Annotated in this window: 15 protein-coding genes and 2 pseudogenes; 9 read left to right on the top strand and 8 right to left on the bottom strand. The window is 50.1% G+C overall.

The window, feature by feature from the left end; translation table 11 throughout:
- Together AXE77_RS06725 and rsmD are read left to right on the top strand one after the other, a co-directional pair.
- Positions 1 to 204 (top strand): hypothetical protein (locus tag AXE77_RS06725; protein ID WP_205727522.1); only part of this gene is annotated, 204 nt, incomplete at its 5' end.
- 147 nt (positions 205 to 351) lie between these two features.
- Positions 352 to 936 carry a 16S rRNA (guanine(966)-N(2))-methyltransferase RsmD gene (gene rsmD / locus AXE77_RS03095; protein WP_116712107.1) on the top strand — a complete coding sequence of 195 codons (585 nt, stop codon included), beginning with the start codon at positions 352 to 354 and terminating at the stop codon, positions 934 to 936.
- 149 nt (positions 937 to 1085) lie between these two features.
- Here rsmD and trmD read toward each other — a convergent pair whose 3' ends face one another.
- The 7 genes from trmD to cysS form a co-directional block, all read right to left on the bottom strand.
- Positions 1086 to 1877 (bottom strand): tRNA (guanosine(37)-N1)-methyltransferase TrmD, encoded by a 792-nt coding sequence (gene trmD / locus AXE77_RS03090; protein WP_205727523.1) that lies wholly within the window; start codon positions 1875 to 1877, stop codon positions 1086 to 1088.
- Positions 1878 to 2003: 126 nt separating this feature from the next.
- Positions 2004 to 2645, bottom strand: a complete 642-nt coding sequence (gene rimM, locus AXE77_RS03085; RefSeq protein WP_116712105.1) for a ribosome maturation factor RimM — start codon at positions 2643 to 2645, stop codon at positions 2004 to 2006.
- Between the two features lies 1 nt (position 2646).
- Positions 2647 to 2880 (bottom strand): RNA-binding protein, encoded by a 234-nt coding sequence (locus AXE77_RS03080; protein ID WP_116712104.1) that lies wholly within the window; start codon positions 2878 to 2880, stop codon positions 2647 to 2649.
- Positions 2881 to 2882: 2 nt separating this feature from the next.
- Positions 2883 to 3353 carry a 30S ribosomal protein S16 gene (gene rpsP, locus AXE77_RS03075; protein WP_116712103.1) on the bottom strand — a complete coding sequence of 157 codons (471 nt, stop codon included), beginning with the start codon at positions 3351 to 3353 and terminating at the stop codon, positions 2883 to 2885.
- Between the two features lie 205 nt (positions 3354 to 3558).
- Positions 3559 to 4893: an endonuclease/exonuclease/phosphatase family protein gene (locus tag AXE77_RS03070; RefSeq protein ID WP_116712102.1), complete on the bottom strand. Its 1335-nt coding sequence runs from the start codon at positions 4891 to 4893 to the stop codon at positions 3559 to 3561.
- A 34-nt stretch (positions 4894 to 4927) separates the two neighbouring features.
- Positions 4928 to 6607: a signal recognition particle protein gene (ffh, locus tag AXE77_RS03065; RefSeq protein WP_116712101.1), complete on the bottom strand. Its 1680-nt coding sequence runs from the start codon at positions 6605 to 6607 to the stop codon at positions 4928 to 4930.
- Positions 6608 to 6711: 104 nt separating this feature from the next.
- Complete coding sequence (gene cysS / locus AXE77_RS03060; protein ID WP_116712100.1) at positions 6712 to 8343, bottom strand: cysteine--tRNA ligase; 1632 nt, start codon at positions 8341 to 8343, stop codon at positions 6712 to 6714.
- Positions 8344 to 8734: 391 nt separating this feature from the next.
- On the opposite strand from cysS, the gene AXE77_RS03055 reads away from it, so the two are divergent.
- The gene (locus AXE77_RS03055; protein WP_116712099.1) at positions 8735 to 10072 is read left to right on the top strand and encodes a nicotinate phosphoribosyltransferase; all 1338 of its coding nucleotides are present in this window, start codon (positions 8735 to 8737) and stop codon (positions 10070 to 10072) included.
- A 261-nt stretch (positions 10073 to 10333) separates the two neighbouring features.
- Here the strand turns inward: AXE77_RS03055 and AXE77_RS03050 are convergent, their stop codons facing one another.
- Positions 10334 to 10675: a DUF3039 domain-containing protein gene (locus tag AXE77_RS03050; protein ID WP_116712098.1), complete on the bottom strand. Its 342-nt coding sequence runs from the start codon at positions 10673 to 10675 to the stop codon at positions 10334 to 10336.
- Between the two features lie 232 nt (positions 10676 to 10907).
- Here AXE77_RS03050 and coaD point away from each other — a divergent pair.
- The 6 genes and pseudogenes from coaD to AXE77_RS06720 form a co-directional block, all read left to right on the top strand.
- A pseudogene (gene coaD / locus AXE77_RS03045) lies at positions 10908 to 11426 on the top strand (pantetheine-phosphate adenylyltransferase); the annotation flags it as partial.
- Between the two features lie 198 nt (positions 11427 to 11624).
- A complete protein-coding gene (locus AXE77_RS03040) occupies positions 11625 to 12656 on the top strand; it encodes a hypothetical protein (protein WP_116712096.1) in 1032 nt (343 codons plus the stop codon).
- A 2-nt stretch (positions 12657 to 12658) separates the two neighbouring features.
- Positions 12659 to 13312, top strand: coding sequence for a YceD family protein (locus AXE77_RS03035; RefSeq protein WP_116712095.1), 654 nt, complete (start codon positions 12659 to 12661; stop codon positions 13310 to 13312).
- 216 nt (positions 13313 to 13528) lie between these two features.
- Complete coding sequence (gene rpmF / locus AXE77_RS03030) at positions 13529 to 13723, top strand: 50S ribosomal protein L32 (protein WP_116712094.1); 195 nt, start codon at positions 13529 to 13531, stop codon at positions 13721 to 13723.
- Between the two features lie 367 nt (positions 13724 to 14090).
- Positions 14091 to 14432: a hypothetical protein gene (locus AXE77_RS06625; RefSeq protein WP_165846046.1), complete on the top strand. Its 342-nt coding sequence runs from the start codon at positions 14091 to 14093 to the stop codon at positions 14430 to 14432.
- Between the two features lie 249 nt (positions 14433 to 14681).
- Positions 14682 to 15641: pseudogene (locus AXE77_RS06720) on the top strand (hypothetical protein); the annotation flags it as partial.

Here is a 15641-nt window from a genome sequence, read left to right as displayed (position 1 = left end):
GCTGGTTTTTTGGAACATTTGCGGGAAAATTCCCGGCGTTTGTTGCTGTTTTGGCTGTTTTTTGGAACATTTGCGGGAGTTTTTTCTCCGGAAAATGTTGCTGTTTTGCTGGTTTTTTGGAACATTTGCGGGAAAATTCCCGGCGTTTGCGCGATGAACTGCTTGAGCGCTGCATTGTGCGCGCGAAAGCAACTCGGAGCGTGAGCTTGCTCAAGTTGAAAGCACGATATGCTTTCAACGCAAGCTCAATAGCGAGCGCGTTACCCGCGCGAGCTTAAGTGTTGATTTGTAACATTTGCCGGAAAATGCGCGGCATTTATTTCCGTTTGAGGCTGCAGCTAAGCTAGAAGTATGCATATTATTGCCGGACGTTTCAAATCTTTGCCACTTACTTCAGCGCAGTCTTGTACAAGGCCGACCACGGATCGCACGAAAGAAGCCATATTTTCGAGGCTTGATTCGTGGAATGTGTGCGACGACGCGCGCGTGCTTGACTTATTTGCCGGCACGGGTGCGCTCGGAGTTGAGGCGCTATCTCGTGGAGCGCGCGAGCTGGTGTCGGTTGAGGCAAACGCTCAGGCGGCGGCTCTTATACTTCGTACGGCGAAGGTTTTGCAGGGTGCGAAAGCGTGGGATAGTGCGCTTTCGATGCGTGTGGTTCGTAAGCGCGCGGAGCAGTTTGTGGCGGATTATAGTGGGGAAGCGTTCGAGTTGGTGTTTATTGATCCGCCGTATGCTTACGAGACTGCGGATTGTGAGAAGCTGCTTGCTTCGATGGTTGAGCATGGTGTTGCGAGTGCGGCGGTTGATACGCTGATTGTGTTGGAGCGTAGCGCGCGCAGCGTTTTGCCGGCGGTTCCTGAGGGTTGGGAGCTGTTCGATACGCGCAATTACGGCGAAACTGCCGTGTTGTTTATTCAGCCTTCTCGCGACTAATTTATTTTCCAGAGTTTGTTTTTTCTCCGGCGTTTGTTGTTGTTTTGGCCGTTTTTTGGAACATTTGCCGGATAATCTCCGGCGTTTGTTGTTGTTTTAGCCGTTTTTTGGAACATTCTCCGGAAAATTCCCGGCATTTGTTGCTAGCGTCACTTTTTGCGCGGGTGGTCGGCAGAAACTTCCCAACCGAGCGCTATCAACGTTTTGCGATCCGCCTTATCTAGTGCGCTGCAATCAAGTCGTTCAATTAAATCAGGGCGAATCTCGCTAGTTCGCGCAATCGCTTCATCGCGACGGAACCGGTCAACTTTCGCATGATTCCCAGAAGTCAACACTTCCGGCACACTCAATCCGCGCCACGTAGTCGGACGCGTATACTGGTGATGCTCCAAAAGCGCGTCCGCACCCGTGTACGATTCCTCAACAATCGAATCCGGATTCCCCATAAAGCCCGGAAGCAAGCGCGTAATCGCCTCAAGCATAACGCTCACTGCCACTTCGCCGCCGTTAAGCACGTAATCGCCAATCGAATATTCTCGCACATCCACGCCCTGCGCACGGTAGTATTCCGGAATTCGCGCGTCGTAGCCTTCGTAGCGTCCGCAACCAAATACCAAATGATTAGCGTGACTTAATTCCGTGGCATCTCGTTGCGTAAACAAAGGCGCGGAAGGATTAGGGAAGATAAGAATCGGCTTACTTTCAGCTTCCGGCAAATCGAGCAGCTCATCCAAGCATTCAGCCCACACTTCCGGTTTCATCACCATGCCGGCGCCGCCGCCAACCGGAGTATCGTCAACCGACTGATGCACATCGTGCGTCCACTTGCGCAAATTGTACGCGCGAATCTGCAGCAAGCCGTTATTTTGCGCCTTGCCGAGCAGACTCAAGTCGAGCATGCGAAAATACTCGGGGAATACGGAAATAATATCGATGTTCATCATAATGTACTCTACTAAACAAAGTTGCGGGAGTTACGGAAATTTCGGAAATTACCAGAATTACGTAAGATACAAAAGTCACGTAAGTTACGGAAGCCGTTACGAAAGTTACGAAATCTACGGAAGCTACGAAAGTCCTGGAATTAAGCCGCCCGGCGGATCAATCGTCAAAAAGCCCGCAGCAACGTCAACTTCCGGCACAAGCGCCTCTACAAACGGCACGAGCGCAGTCTTATTCGCAGGCTTATCCTCAGTCGTATCCGCACTCGTATTCGTATTGTCGCCGTCAGCAGGCTGATTTAAGCGGATTTTTAGTAAGGATTGCGCGCCGTCGAGCACGTCCACCACTTTTCCAATAGTGCCAGCCGGAATTCCAAGCTGATTTCCTTCGCAAAGTCGCGCTTCCAAGCCGACTAAATCCTTAATATACCAAGCGTTTTCTGCTGCAAGTTCCTGCGCGTCTTCCGCTGGCACGTATAATTCCAAGCCGTTAAGAGCTTCAGCGTCGTTGCGATTTTGGGATTCTTCAAACAGCAGAATCCAACGGTTTTTGAAGGTGCGTGCGCGTTCGATAACAAATTCTTGAGAACCGTCGGCAGTGTAGAGCACAGTTCCAGGTTCAAAACGTTCGTACGGTTCGTCAGTGAAGACTTGTACTGTAACTTCGCCCTTTAATCCTTGGGCTTTTCCGATACGACAAACCCTCAGCAGGTCATTACGACGTTGCTGAGGGTTGTCAAAAGATTGTTGGTCTAAGGCCACGTTCATCTCACTTACGTACGTCCATGATGTCTACGCGCACGTTGTGATCGCTTAAAGCTTGCACAACAATGCGAATAGCATTAGCGGTACGACCATTACGGCCAATAACGCGACCGATATCCTCAGGGTTCACGCGCACACGCAGCAGTTCGCCGCGAGCGTTTTCGTGAGAGCGTACCGACACGTCATCGGGGAAGTCCACGATGTTCTTGATGAGATGTTCCACAGCTTGAGCCAGCATGATTACTCAGCCTTTTCCTCGGCTTCAGCGGCTTCTGCAGCTTCAGCTGGGGCTTCTTCAGCCTCGTTTGCGGCGGCTTCAGCGGCAGCCTGTGCCTTAGCAGCGGCTTCAGACTTAGCGGCCTTCAACTTCTGCGCTTCAGCTTCAACAGCTTCCACGCGAGCCTGAGCGTCTGGACCAGCTTCAGAAGTCTTCAACGTGCCTTCAGCACCGTCGAGACCCTTGAACTTCTGCCAATCACCGGTAATCTTCAAAAGCTTCAACACTGGTTCGGTTGGCTGTGCGCCAACGCCAAGCCAGTACTGTGCGCGCTCAGAATCAATCTGAATCAGAGATGGCTGCTTGTTTGGATCGTATACGCCGATCTCTTCAATGGACTGACCGTTGCGCTTGTTACGAGCGTCGGAAATGACCACACGGTAGAAGGCATAGAATTTCTTGCCCAATCGCTTAAGACGAATCTTGGTTGCCAAAATGGCTCTCCTTATAACTAGAGTCGCGGAATTTCGTTCGGGTGTGGGGCACTCCTTGCGAGCTTCCACATGTTCCTCACGTGGTCGGGAAGAGGGCGCCGATTCACGCGAATAACTTATCTATTATGCCTGTTCGTACGGACGTTTTTTGCCTGGTGTTAAAACGTTTTTATTTAGTGGATAGATGTTTTAGTAGATAGTTGATTTAGTGGATAGAGGTTGATTGCGGATAGATGTCGATTTCGGCGAGGTAGGCGAGATGATCGGTGCCGTCGATTACTTCAGTTTGTTGCCAAACGGCTTGAGCGCGGCAGTTTTTTGCGCAAAATAGCACGTGATCCAGCGTAAGATTTGGCCACTCAAGCCACGTAGGCCATGTTTGTAGGCGCTTGCCAAGCGAAATTCCAGTATCTATAAAACCGGCTTTTAGCAGCGTGCGGAAGCTGGGGTGGTCGATTGCGGAGTTGAGATCGCCTGTAAGAATCGTAAGCGTTGGTATCGTTGAAAAATCAGTACTTTCCGTAGACCTATCCGCAATGTTTGAAAGCGCGCGTATGCCCTCGCTCCAAGCCTCACACCCTCGCATAGGCGACTTTGGATGCGCGGAAGCGAACTTCACGCTAATCTGTTGCGTTTGTGCAGGGGAAGTGAGGTGAGTTGTAACGCTTGGTATGCTTGCCGCCTCAATTGTTACGGCATTATCACAAGTAGAAATTGCGGAATATTGCGTAAAAATAGCGTTAAATCCGCCATTGTTGTGCTCACTTTTCGCACCTATGCACAACGTTGGAAAAATTTCGGAAATTCCTAGTTTTTTAAGATTTTTTACTAAAGATTCGCTTAATTCTTGTAAAAGTAACGTATTTACATGATATTTTTTCGCTATTTCGATTATTTGGTGCGCGCTCGCCTTTCCGTACCTGCAATTAAGCGTCATTACGCGGATTTCTTGAGGCTGATTTTTCCGGAGTTTGTTGCTGTTTTGGCCGTTTTTTGGAACATTTGCGGGAGAATTTCCGGCGTTTGTTGTTGTTTTAGCCGTTTTTTGGAACATTTGCGGGAGAATTTCCGGCGTTTGTTGTTGTTTTGGCTGTTTTGTGGAACATTTGCCGGAAAATTCCTGGAGTTTGTTGTTGTTTTGGTGGTTTTGTGGAACATTTCCCGGAAAATTCTCCGGCGTTTCTAGCTGCTCTCTTAGCAACTTCTGCAACTTACGCAACCTACGCAATCTTCCAAACCAGTACGGCGTATACGACTTAAGTGAAATCAAAAATAGTACCGCGTAAGCAATGCATAAATATGTGTAAGATTGAGCGAAATCATACGATTGCGGATTTTTAGATGCGTACAGCACTTGCCATTCTGTAGCGAAAATACTAAAGAAAAGCAGCGCTCCTACAACATAAGTCGAAAGCGGCAGAAGCGCAATAATATACGGGAGTGGGTTATATTTGTCCATGCCAGCCGGCAGCCAACGTAGCAACTGCCAGCAAAGAAGCGCAGCAAATATAACCCACAGAATTGCTAATACAAAACTCATCTTCCGAATAACCGCTTATTTTCCGAATAACCGCTTATTTTCCAAATAACCCAGCAAGTCCGCCGCCAAAGTTTGGTGGTAGCTGTGATTCTTCGTCAGCAAGCCCCGGATTTGCGTTCATAAGTTCCTGCAAGCCGGCGGGAAGATTTGGCTGCTGCGGCTTTGCGAAAGCGGAGCCAGCAACGTCGTCACCATTTCCACTTCCGGAAGATTCTCCCGAAAGCCTCTCGCGCAGCGCGCGCTCCTCAGCTTCGCGGCGCATTGGATTGCCGGACTTTCCGCCCTTCTTCTTGGACTTTTTATCCTTGCGCTTCGACTTTCCTCCAGGGCCGCCAAATCCAGGCATGCCACCCATTCCAGGCATTCCAGCGCCGCCGCTCATGCGCTTCATCATCTTCGCAGCCTGCTCAAAACGCTGCAACAGCGCGTTCACCTGCGACACACTCACGCCAGCACCAGCCGCAATGCGCGCGCGACGCGAGCCATCAATAATCTTCGTGTCCCTGCGCTCGGCCGGAGTCATAGAGCGAATAATCGCTTCAGTGCGGTCAATTTCCTTCTCGTCGAACTGCTCAAGCTCCTGGCGGTGAGCGGCCATTCCAGGCATCATACCCAAAAGCTTCTTCATCGAACCAAGCTTACGAACCTGCTGAAGCTGATCCAAAAAGTCGTCCAAACCAAAGCTGCCTTCAGCAATTTTCGCAGCAGCCTTGCGCGATTCTTCCTCGTCAAACTGCTTCTGTGCATGCTCAATAAGCGTTAAAATATCGCCCATATCGAGGATTCTGGAAGCCATGCGGTCAGGATGGAAAATTTCAAAATCCTTTAATCCTTCGCCGGTGGAAGCGAACAGAATCGGCTTTCCAGTAACGCTTGCAACCGAAAGAGCAGCACCGCCTCGCGCGTCGCCGTCGAGCTTAGAAAGCACCACGCCCGTAAAGTCCACGCCTTCGTTAAACGCCTGAGCCGTGCGCACCGCGTCCTGGCCAATCATGGCGTCAATAACAAACAGCACTTCCTGAGGCTGCACAGCATCGCGAATATTTCGCGCCTGCTTCATTAAAGTCTCGTCCACACCCAAGCGGCCGGCGGTATCAATAATCACCGTGTCGTACATTTTTTCGCGCGCAAAATCGACTGCCTTTCGCGCAACTTTTACCGGATCTCCTTTAGAAGCCCACGGCAAAGAAATTGCGTTACCACCCGTCTGCACGCCCTTTTCTGGAGCGAAAACTGGCACTCCTGCGCGCTCGCCCACAACCTGCAGCTGCGTAACAGCGTTAGGACGCTGCAAATCTGCCGCAACCAGCAGCGGAGTGTGACCCGCATCCTTAAGCCAGTAGCCGAGCTTTCCGGCGAGCGTAGTCTTACCGGCGCCTTGCAAACCAGCAAGCATAATCACCGTCGGCGGATATTTCGCGAAATTAAGCGGCCTGTCAACTCCAGCGCCAAGCACCTGAGTCAACTCGTCGTTCACAATTTTCACAACCTGCTGAGCCGGGTTCAACGCTTGCGATACTTCCTCGCCGAGCGCGCGCTCGCGGATTCTAGCTGTGAAGGAACGCACCACTTCCAGCGCAACGTCGGCGTCGAGAAGGGCGCGTCGGATTTCGCGGATCGTGCCGTCGATATCCGATTCGGAAAGTTTGCCTTTACTGCGCAAATGCTTGAAAGCATTGGAAAGGCGGTCTGTTAACGAACTAAATGCTGCCATAATCTTCCTATTCTATCTGCTGTTGTTAACGTTTACGTTTGCTAGCGTTGCTGTACTCACTGCAATACTTGCTGCAATACTCACTGTTGCACTCACTTCCTCACTTACTGCAAGTGCCATGAGGAGCCTTGCGCACTATCTTCAATCACAATTCCCGCCTGATTCAAAGCGTTACGAATTGCGTCGGCAGTGGCGAAATCCTTGGATTTGCGCGCGTCTGCTCGTGCTTGAAGTTGGGACATTACTAACGCGTCTAACGCCTCGTGTTCTTTGTTTGCGCTCGTATTATTGCCGGAAGCTTGCCCCGCGTTTGTGGTCCACGGCTCTGCGTATGGATCTAGGCCGAGCGTGTCAAGCATAGCGCGCACTTGCAAAACCGCGGTGTATAGCAACTTTTTCATGCCATCGCTTTGAGCTTGTGCAGGATCTTGTGCGCAATCGTCGAGAAGCGCGTTGCCTTGGCGGATTGTGGTAAAGATAGCTGCGTTTGCACCGGAAACGTTAATATCGTCGTTCATTGCGCGCGTAAAGTCTTCCGGAAGCGAGTCTGCGTCTACAGATTGCACTTCCTCTCGCGTCGGCTGTTCGTCGAGTAGGCGGTTTGCTCGCTCGAGGAAATTGCTGATTCGCTCGTACGCTGCTTGCGCTTCTGCCAACGCTTGGTCGGACCATTCCAGCATGGCTCGATACTGTACTGCTCCCAAAGCGTATCGCACTACCCAAGCCGAATTTTTCGCCAAAACAACTGGCACAGAAAGGCCATTTCCCAACGATTTCGACATTTTCTCACCTTTGGCGGTTACCCAAGCTGAGTGCATCCACACGTTTGCGCTTTTCCAGCCTGCAGCAAGCGTTTGTGCCATCTCGTTTTCGTGGTGTGGGAAGCGCAAATCCAATCCGCCGCCGTGAATATCAAAATTGTCGCCAAGGTAACGGTGGCTCATAGCAGAGCACTCAATATGCCATCCTGGGCGACCTTCTCCGAAAGGCGTTTTCCAGCGCGCGTCCGGCTGATCGAAGTCGCAAGGGGCTTTCCAAAGTGCAAAATCGCGCGGATCGTGCTTGTCTGGGGAAGCGTCGGCTGGGTCGGTCGGATTGTACTTATCGTTGCCGGCTGCGTCGACGCTAGGGCCTTGTGCGTCCGCAATTGCGGCGGCTACGTCACCATTATTTCCATTGCAATTTTGATTTTGGTGCGTTAGCTCGCCGTAACGTTCCCAACTTGGCACGTCAAAGTAGACGTTGCCGGCAGGATTTCCCGAATCGTCTCGAATAACGTACGCGTGCCCGCGCTCAATTAAACGCTCAATCAGCTCAACCATATCCGTAATATGGCCGGTGGCGCGTGGTTCAACCGTTGGTGGCAGTACGCCTAAAGTGTTATAGGATTCAGTAAATTCGCGCTCGTAAATGTAGGCGCGTTCCCACCAAGTCTGGCCGGCTTCGCTAGCTTTTTTCATAATTTTGTCGTCAATATCGGTGACGTTGCGCACAAAAGTAACGTTGTAGCCTAAACGTAGCAGCCAGCGGCGGATTACGTCGAAGGCGATTGCCGCGCGAATGTGGCCAATATGTGGGGAACTTTGCACGGTGGCGCCGCACACGTACATTCCAACATGACCTGGTTTGCTAGGCGCAAAGGCGTTGGTTGCGTGGGAGGCGGTGTTGTATAAGCGCAGGTTTTCCGCGGCTTTAGTAACGTTTGCGGTTTCTTCGTTCAAAGTCTTATTAAACATACTTGCTATTATAAATGTTTCTTTATACTGCGATTTGACTATAGTCAAGTGTTCTCGCCTTAATTTCGACATTTTCTGTACATGCTTGTAAAGTTTCCGTCGCTTTTTTGCGAGGTTTCGTTAGTTTCTTTACACGGCTGTAAAGTAACTGTCGTTTTTTGGCGTGATTTCGTTAGTTTCTTTACAACGCTGTAAAGTAACTGTCGCTTCGTTTATTTGACACTTTCTCGGCTCTTTAGCTAGCGATACAATTATTGCGATTTAGTTTTAACGATTTAGTTTTAACGATTTAGTTTTAGCGATTTAATTATTGCGATTTAGTTTAGCGATTTAACTAGATTCGTTTAACTAATTTTGATTTGTTCGTTGCCGAAAGGAATGAAGGAATATCATGGTTGAGATTTCATCTGCGCTTATGACTGATATGTATGAGTACACTATGCTCGATGCAGCTCTTAAAGACGGCACCGCAAATCGCAAGTGCGTATTCGAAATTTTTACGCGTCACCTTCCTCAGGGTCGTCGCTATGGCGTTGTTGCTGGCACCGGCCGTATTTTGGAGGAGTTGCAAAAGTTCCACCTTTCGGAAGAAGATTTGCGTTTCTTAAGTGATCGTAAAATTGTTAGCGCTGAAACCATTAAATGGCTGGAAAATTTCCGCTTTCACGGTAAAATTTCCGGATATCGTGAAGGTGAGATGTTCTTCCCAAATTCGCCAATTTTGCAAGTAGAAGGCACTTTTGGTGAGTGCACTTTGCTTGAAACCGTGCTGCTTTCCGTGCTTAATTACGATTGCGCGGTTGCGTCTGCTGCAGCCCGCATGGTTTCTGCCTCCGCCGGGCGTCCTTGCATGGATATGGGCGGCCGCCGCACGAACGAGTATTCGGCTGTCGCTGCGTCTCGTGCCGCAGTAATTGGCGGTTTTAAGGGTACAGCAAACCTTCTTGCTGCAAAAATTTACGGTTTGAAGGCAATCGGCACAGCGGCTCACTGCTTTACGCTCGTGCACGACACTGAACGCGACGCTTTTACTTCCCAGATTGCCGCTCTTGGCAAGGGTACGACGCTTCTTGTGGACACTTACAACATTGAGGAAGCTGTAAAGACGGCTGTGGAAGTTGCAGGTCCGGAGCTTGGCGGTATTCGTATTGATTCCGGGGATTTGTGCGCATTGGCTCGTCGTGTTAGGAATCAGCTTGACGATTTGGGTGCTAAGAACACGAAGATTACGGTTACGAACGATTTGGACGAGTACGCGCTTGCGTCACTGCAGAACGCTCCGGTTGATTCGTACGGCATTGGCACCATGCTGGTGACTGGTTCTGGCGCTCCAACTTGCGCAATGGTTTATAAGCTTACCGAACGCGAGGGTGCGGATGGCGTGATGCAGCCGGTTGCTAAGAAGTCGAAGAATAAGGCGACTGTGCCGGGGCGTAAGTTGGCGTATCGTTCCTACGATTACAGCAGCGATTCTAACGGTGTGGCCGATTGCGAGCGCGTAATTTCTGGTTCGGAAGTTGCGCTTGCTCAGTTTAAGCCTGAGGATTCGTGGGAGAATTTGCTGGTTGACTACGTGCGTGATGGTGAAGTGGATTCGCAATACATGGGTCACGATGTGATTATGCGCGCTCAGGATTATTGCGCTTCGGCTTTGAAGCGTTTGCCGTTGGCTGCGCAAAGTTTGATGCGTGGAGATCCTGCAATTCCTACCGAGATTCACGTTTTGTAAATTGCGATTATAGGCGACAGTTTCTTTACACCTTTGTAAAGGGACTGTCGCTTTTTGTGGAACATTTGCGGGAGTTTTTTCTCCGGCGTTTGTTGTTGTTTTGGTGGTTTTGTGGAACATTTGCCGGAGAATTTCCGGCTTTTGTAGCTACATCGACGTTATTTTGGAACATTTGTCGGAAATTGCCGGAAATTGTATAAAGTCGACAATTATATAAAAGTTATACTTTTATACTTCTTAGTTACTAAAAATTTTTAGTTACTAAAAACTAAACTTTCCTATTTCTTCGTAAAGTCGCTTGCACTCTGGGCATACCGGATAATCTTTCGCCTCGTGTCGCGGAATCCAAACTTTACCGCACAACGCAACCACCGGTCGTCCAGTTAAACGCGATTCTTCAATACGATCTTTAGAAACGTAGTGCGCAAAACGATCCGCATTGCCGCCATCGTCTAAGCGGGCATCCTCGTCGACTTCTGGGCGCTCCAAAACCGAAGTGCTAGTGCCGGAACCAGAATCAGGAGCGGACTGCGAATCAGCTTCCATTGCTGCGTAAAACGCTGTATGAGACGTCATATTGTCAGTCACTAATGTTGAAAACATTGTCGCATCCTTTTTCTCAAACCAACCAAGTTGCGTAACCCAAGTCGTGCAAACTCAAGTAGCGTAACCCAAGCCTTACAAACTCAAGTCTTACAAACTCAAGCCTTGCAAACCCAAGTCTTACAAACCCAAGCCTACATGCAGTTAAGCATAAAACATTATCGCAACAAAAACCGCTCCCGCCGCGCGCCCTAATTTTTACTCTGAGCCTAATGGGTGCTACGCTAAAAGCATGACTATAGCTGTGTGTCCCGGCTCGTATGATCCAGTCACTGCCGGCCATTTAGACGTAATACAACGCTGTGCGCATCTATTTGACGAAGTGCACGTGCTGGTTGCGGTGAACGCTGCAAAGAAGCCGCTGTTTTCGGAAGCAGAACGAGTGCAAATTATTAGCGACGCTGTGCGAAAGTTCCCCAAAGTAGAGGAATGTAACTATTGCAAACAGCACACCAACAGGTTTTCTTGCAAACACGGCGGAACAATAGTCGTCACTTCAACAACAGGGTTGATTAGCGACTACTGTACGAAAGTTGGCGCAACCGCAATCGTCAAAGGGCTTCGACAAAACGGAGATTACGAAGCGGAACTCGGCATGGCGTTAGTAAATCGCAAATTATCCGGTATCGAAACGCTATTTTTGCCAGCTGATCCGGTACTTGAGCATGTTTCAAGTTCGGTAGTAAAAGACGTTGCGCGTCACGGAGGTAACGTTGCTGGTATGGTTCCAGACAACGTAATACCGTTGTTGCGCAAACTTTTTGGTAGCTGTCAGTCGGATTGTAGTTCGCCTTGCGACGGCAACGGTAGTAGTTTGGAATATAATTCAGCACAGAGTTCGGCGCATAATACCGTATATAATATCGTGCAAAATACTGCGCAAGGTGACGTTACACAAGACGTTGCTGCGCAAGATACCGTACAAGAACCAAAATAGGAGAGTAGAAGAATGGACGAGAACAAAACGATTAAGCCGGCTAATTTCGCCGACGCCGGAAGCGACGACACTATGGAAAGCGAAGTGCAGGTTGATAAAAATCAAAAGCTTCCGCTGCATCCGATTCTTGTTGACGAAAATGAGGAAGATGCGCCTAATGCGGCTGCGGGTGATGCTGTCGTAGATGGCGTGCCGGTTGTGCAAAATCCTGTTTTTGCAACTACGGGAAGCGGTGCGCTAATTGATACCGGTGACAACGGCGACGGCGACGTTAACGCAATTTCCGACCCCGACGATACGGAAACCTCCTCCGTTGCGGCAGTAACAAACGCTGGTAAAAACTCCCCAATTACGGCGTTCCCTATGCCAGATTTGCGCGAGCGCGAAGATGGTGGGGCAATAGATTTTGAAGAAGACGAGCCAAAAGAATCGTCAGTAGCGCAAGAAAACGTGAGTGAATCCGCGCGTTTGAAGAGTCGCGCCGAATTTACCACCGTTTACGACATTATCGACGCTATGGAAGCGATGCTTGCGGAAGCAAAAGGCGCTATTTTTGCTCCAGGAATGGTGAAAATTGATCGCGACAATTTCGTAGACCAGTTGGCTCGTTTGAAAGACATGCTTCCGGTGCAATTGGAGCGTGCTTCGGCGTTGATGCGCGAAGCCGAACGACATTTGCGCACGGCACAGGCTCAGGCAAGCTCAATCGTGTCTTCGGCGCAACTGCAGTCGTCGCAAATTATTGACGAAGCGCAAGAACGCGCGCAATTCTTGGCGGGTCAAGAAAACGTCACCGCTTTAGCAAGGCAGAAAGCGCGAGAAATTCTTGCTTCGGCGCAGGCGAAATCAGACAAGCTGACCCAGGGTGCAGACCAGTATTGCGCAACCGTTATGGAAGGCTTAAAGCAGCAGCTTGATAAGCTGGAACAGGACGTTCAAGCGGGGCAGCGCGTGTTGGAGGAGCGTCGTCAGGCGGCGGCTCACGTGCAGAACGACATAAGTTTGTCGTTGCGCGAACAAGAAGATAACAACGAAAGGAATTAGTAATGACTTCGCATCCATCCCAATCACCATGGGCGGTTCCAGTGGCGCAAATGGCTGCGCGCGCTGGCAATAGCATGTCACTGCACCGCGCCTTCCCAGCACCTGAGGGGATTGGAGATTGCGTTATTGGCGTAAAGCCTGGTAGTGACGTGATGGTTGACGGCGATTTTGATGCTGTAGTCGACGGTTTAATGTTTCAGGGCAGCATCACAGCTCCGGTGCATGCGGAGTGTGCGCGCTGTTTGATGCCGCTTCGTCGCGATTGGAAAGTAGACGTTTGCGTATTCTTCCCTTACGTTGACGAGCGCTCGCAACATGCGGATAATCGCAAGAATCGCAAAGATGTTGACGAAGACGAAGCGCAAATTTGGGACGATAACGACGAGTCCGGCAACGTGTATCCTTTGGTAGGCGGCGGCGATTTTGCGGATATTGAGGCGCTTATTCGAGACACGATGGTTAGCGAGCTTCCGTTGCAGCCGTTGTGTGAGCCAGATTGCCGGGGGCTTTGCCCTCAGTGCGGTGAGAATCTGAATGAGCATCCGGATCATCGCCACGATGTTACCGACATTCGTTTTGCGGCGTTGGAAGGGTTAAAAGAGCAACTTGAGCAAGCTGAAAAGCGCGAAGGCAACTCGGAGCGGAAACTCGCTTAAGTTGGAAGTCCGGGGGCTTCCAACGCGATTTTCGTAGCGAGCGCGTCGCAATCCGCGCGAGCTTAAGTGTTGATTTGGAACATTTGCGGGAGTTTTTTCTCCGGAGAATGTTGTTGTTTTGGTGAATTTTTGGAACATTTGCGGGAAAATGTACGGCGCTTGCTGTAGTATACAGAACGCTTAAGCTCAATCGATTGAACGAAATAGAGGAAAATTATGGCACTGCCTAAATACAAGACCTCGCGTGCTAATACGCATTCGCGTCGCGCTAATTGGAAGGCGTCTGCCGTGCAGACTGTGACTTGCCCGAACTGCGGTTCTGAGGCATTCCCACACATGGCTTGCCCATCCTGCGGTACCTTCCGCGGTCGCGTGTACCGTGAAGCTGTTCGCTCGGCGCACACCAAGTAGGCACCAAGTAGGTTGTACTTGTTAAAACCCTGCCATCGACGGGTGGCGGGGTTTTTCTTTTGCTTTGACTTGCCGGAGCGCTTCAGTGCGCGCTTTGACCGAGTCTGAAATTATTGGGATTTCAAGCTCCTTCAAAGCGGAAACTCGCTTAGGTTGAAAGCACTGGGCGCGACGACCTGCCGAAGCGCTTAAAGCGTAGCGCGCGAAGGCAACTCGGAGCGTGAGCTTGCTCAAGTTGAAAGCACGGGGTGCTTTCAACGCAAGCGAGGTCTGCCTTCGTCTCGATTGACGAAGGCAGGGCAGGTTAGTGTGGTGATACTTAGTAACTAGGTCGTCAGCCCCAAACTCTAGATAAACATTCTGGCGAATGTTCCATAAATCCACCAAAACAGCTCCAAACGCCGGAGAAAAAACTCCGGCGAATGTTCCACAAAACAGCCGAAACAGCTACAAATGCCGGAGTTTTTCTCCCACGTTTGGAGCGTGTCGTGTGGTTATTCGCTCCAAACACGAGGTAGGTTGCGCACATTTGGAGTCTATCGCTTTGGCTGAGCTTGAAATCATTGGGATTTTTGCGTCGGTGTGTCGCGTGAGGAGTGGCGGTTTTGCAAGGGTTTTGGTGGATGGTAGGGGTTTAGCGCGGCGTTACCTTAAAGTTTTCTGGGAAAAATCTTTGAAAATGTTGAAACTACTGTTTTTTACGATATAAGGCCGAAAGTTTAGTATTTTTTACGGCGTTTTTGGCTTGCGCAGTATTTTTTAATACGTTTTAGCGTGTTTTTTATGGTTTCTTGAACTGGTGAGGTCTTGACTTTTGCGAACGGGGGGGGGGTATGTTAATAACAAACGCCGATTAAACGCGGGTTCGCGGCCGGCGTGAGCCGCTGGGCTTGTACCCCGCGGGTTTACATTTTTCTTCACACACTTGGTGTGAAGGAGAAGAAGAAAGGAAAATATTATGTTGAATAAGAAGGCTATCGCCGCATTCGCTGCTGGCGCCACTCTTCTTTCTGGTTTGGCTGTAGCCGCTCCAGCACTCGCTGAGAATGCTGATAAGGGCAACGCTCCTGCTGCTACCGCTCAGAAGGAAGATACTAAGGCTGCTCAGAAGGCTGTTCTCGAAGCTAAGAAGAAGGCTGCTGAAGAAGCTAAGACTGCTGCTGAGAAGAAGCTCAAGGAAGCTCAAACTGCTCTCCGCAAGCCAGCTCGCGATCTTGAAGCTGCTGAAGATGAAGTTACTGCTGCTAAGCAGGCTGTAACCGATGAGGAAGCAAAGCAGGCTAAGCATGATGCTGCTCAGACTGCGAAGGATAACGCTGATGAGGCTTTCACTGCAGCTCTCGCTAAGTTGAACAAGACCCTTAAGAAGGGTGAGGCTGCTTTGACTGAAACGACCTTTGCTGCTGCCACCGCTGCTGATAAGGCTGCTGATGGTAAGGCTGACGACTTTAACACTGCTCACGCTGCTGCTGTGACTGCTAAGGCTGCTAAGGATAACGCTGAGGCTGCGCTTACTGCTAATCCTGTAGGCGACGTCGCAGGTAAGAAGTCTGAGCTCAAGAACAAGGAAAATGCTGTTGCGGACCTGAAGGATCCAGATACTGGTGACTATGGTAAAGCCAAGAAGGCCGTCGATGATGCTCAGACTGCTGTTGATATGCAGCAGACCTTGATTGAGGCTTACACCGTTAAGCTTGCTGAGTTGGCTGGTACCCCAGAGACTCCAAAGAAGCCAGAAGGCGAGAAGAAGCCAGAAGGTGAAAAGAAGCCAGAAGGTGAAAAGAAGCCAGAAGGTGAAAAGAAGCCAGAAGGCGAGAAGAAGCCAGAAGGTGAAAAGAAGCCAGAAGGTGAAAAGAAGCCAGAAGGCGAGAAGAAGCCAGAGTCAGGTAAGGTTGCTGTTCCTAAGAAGGCTGAAGAG

Origin of the sequence: Gardnerella massiliensis (assembly GCF_003408845.1) — a bacterium.
In the GTDB taxonomy this organism is placed as follows: domain Bacteria; phylum Actinomycetota; class Actinomycetes; order Actinomycetales; family Bifidobacteriaceae; genus Bifidobacterium; species Bifidobacterium vaginale_H.
This window is presented reverse-complemented; position numbering and strand designations above follow the sequence as displayed.

Excerpts from the sequence above, each read along its gene's own strand:
- AXE77_RS03080 (WP_116712104.1), bottom strand. The coding sequence starts at position 2,880 with ATGCTGGCTCAAGCTGTGGAACATCTCATCAAGAACATCGTGGACTTC.
- AXE77_RS03070 (WP_116712102.1), bottom strand. The coding sequence starts at position 4,893 with ATGAGTTTTGTATTAGCAATTCTGTGGGTTATATTTGCTGCGCTTCTT.
- AXE77_RS06625 (WP_165846046.1), top strand. The coding sequence starts at position 14,091 with ATGTTCCATAAATCCACCAAAACAGCTCCAAACGCCGGAGAAAAAACT.
- AXE77_RS03055 (WP_116712099.1), top strand. The coding sequence starts at position 8,735 with ATGGTTGAGATTTCATCTGCGCTTATGACTGATATGTATGAGTACACT.
- AXE77_RS03050 (WP_116712098.1), bottom strand. The coding sequence starts at position 10,675 with ATGTTTTCAACATTAGTGACTGACAATATGACGTCTCATACAGCGTTT.
- AXE77_RS03035 (WP_116712095.1), top strand. The coding sequence starts at position 12,659 with ATGACTTCGCATCCATCCCAATCACCATGGGCGGTTCCAGTGGCGCAA.
- AXE77_RS03040 (WP_116712096.1), top strand. The coding sequence starts at position 11,625 with ATGGACGAGAACAAAACGATTAAGCCGGCTAATTTCGCCGACGCCGGA.
- rsmD (WP_116712107.1), top strand. The coding sequence starts at position 352 with ATGCATATTATTGCCGGACGTTTCAAATCTTTGCCACTTACTTCAGCG.
- rimM (WP_116712105.1), bottom strand. The coding sequence starts at position 2,645 with ATGAACGTGGCCTTAGACCAACAATCTTTTGACAACCCTCAGCAACGT.
- rpmF (WP_116712094.1), top strand. The coding sequence starts at position 13,529 with ATGGCACTGCCTAAATACAAGACCTCGCGTGCTAATACGCATTCGCGT.
- cysS (WP_116712100.1), bottom strand. The coding sequence starts at position 8,343 with ATGTTTAATAAGACTTTGAACGAAGAAACCGCAAACGTTACTAAAGCC.
- ffh (WP_116712101.1), bottom strand. The coding sequence starts at position 6,607 with ATGGCAGCATTTAGTTCGTTAACAGACCGCCTTTCCAATGCTTTCAAG.
- trmD (WP_205727523.1), bottom strand. The coding sequence starts at position 1,877 with ATGAACATCGATATTATTTCCGTATTCCCCGAGTATTTTCGCATGCTC.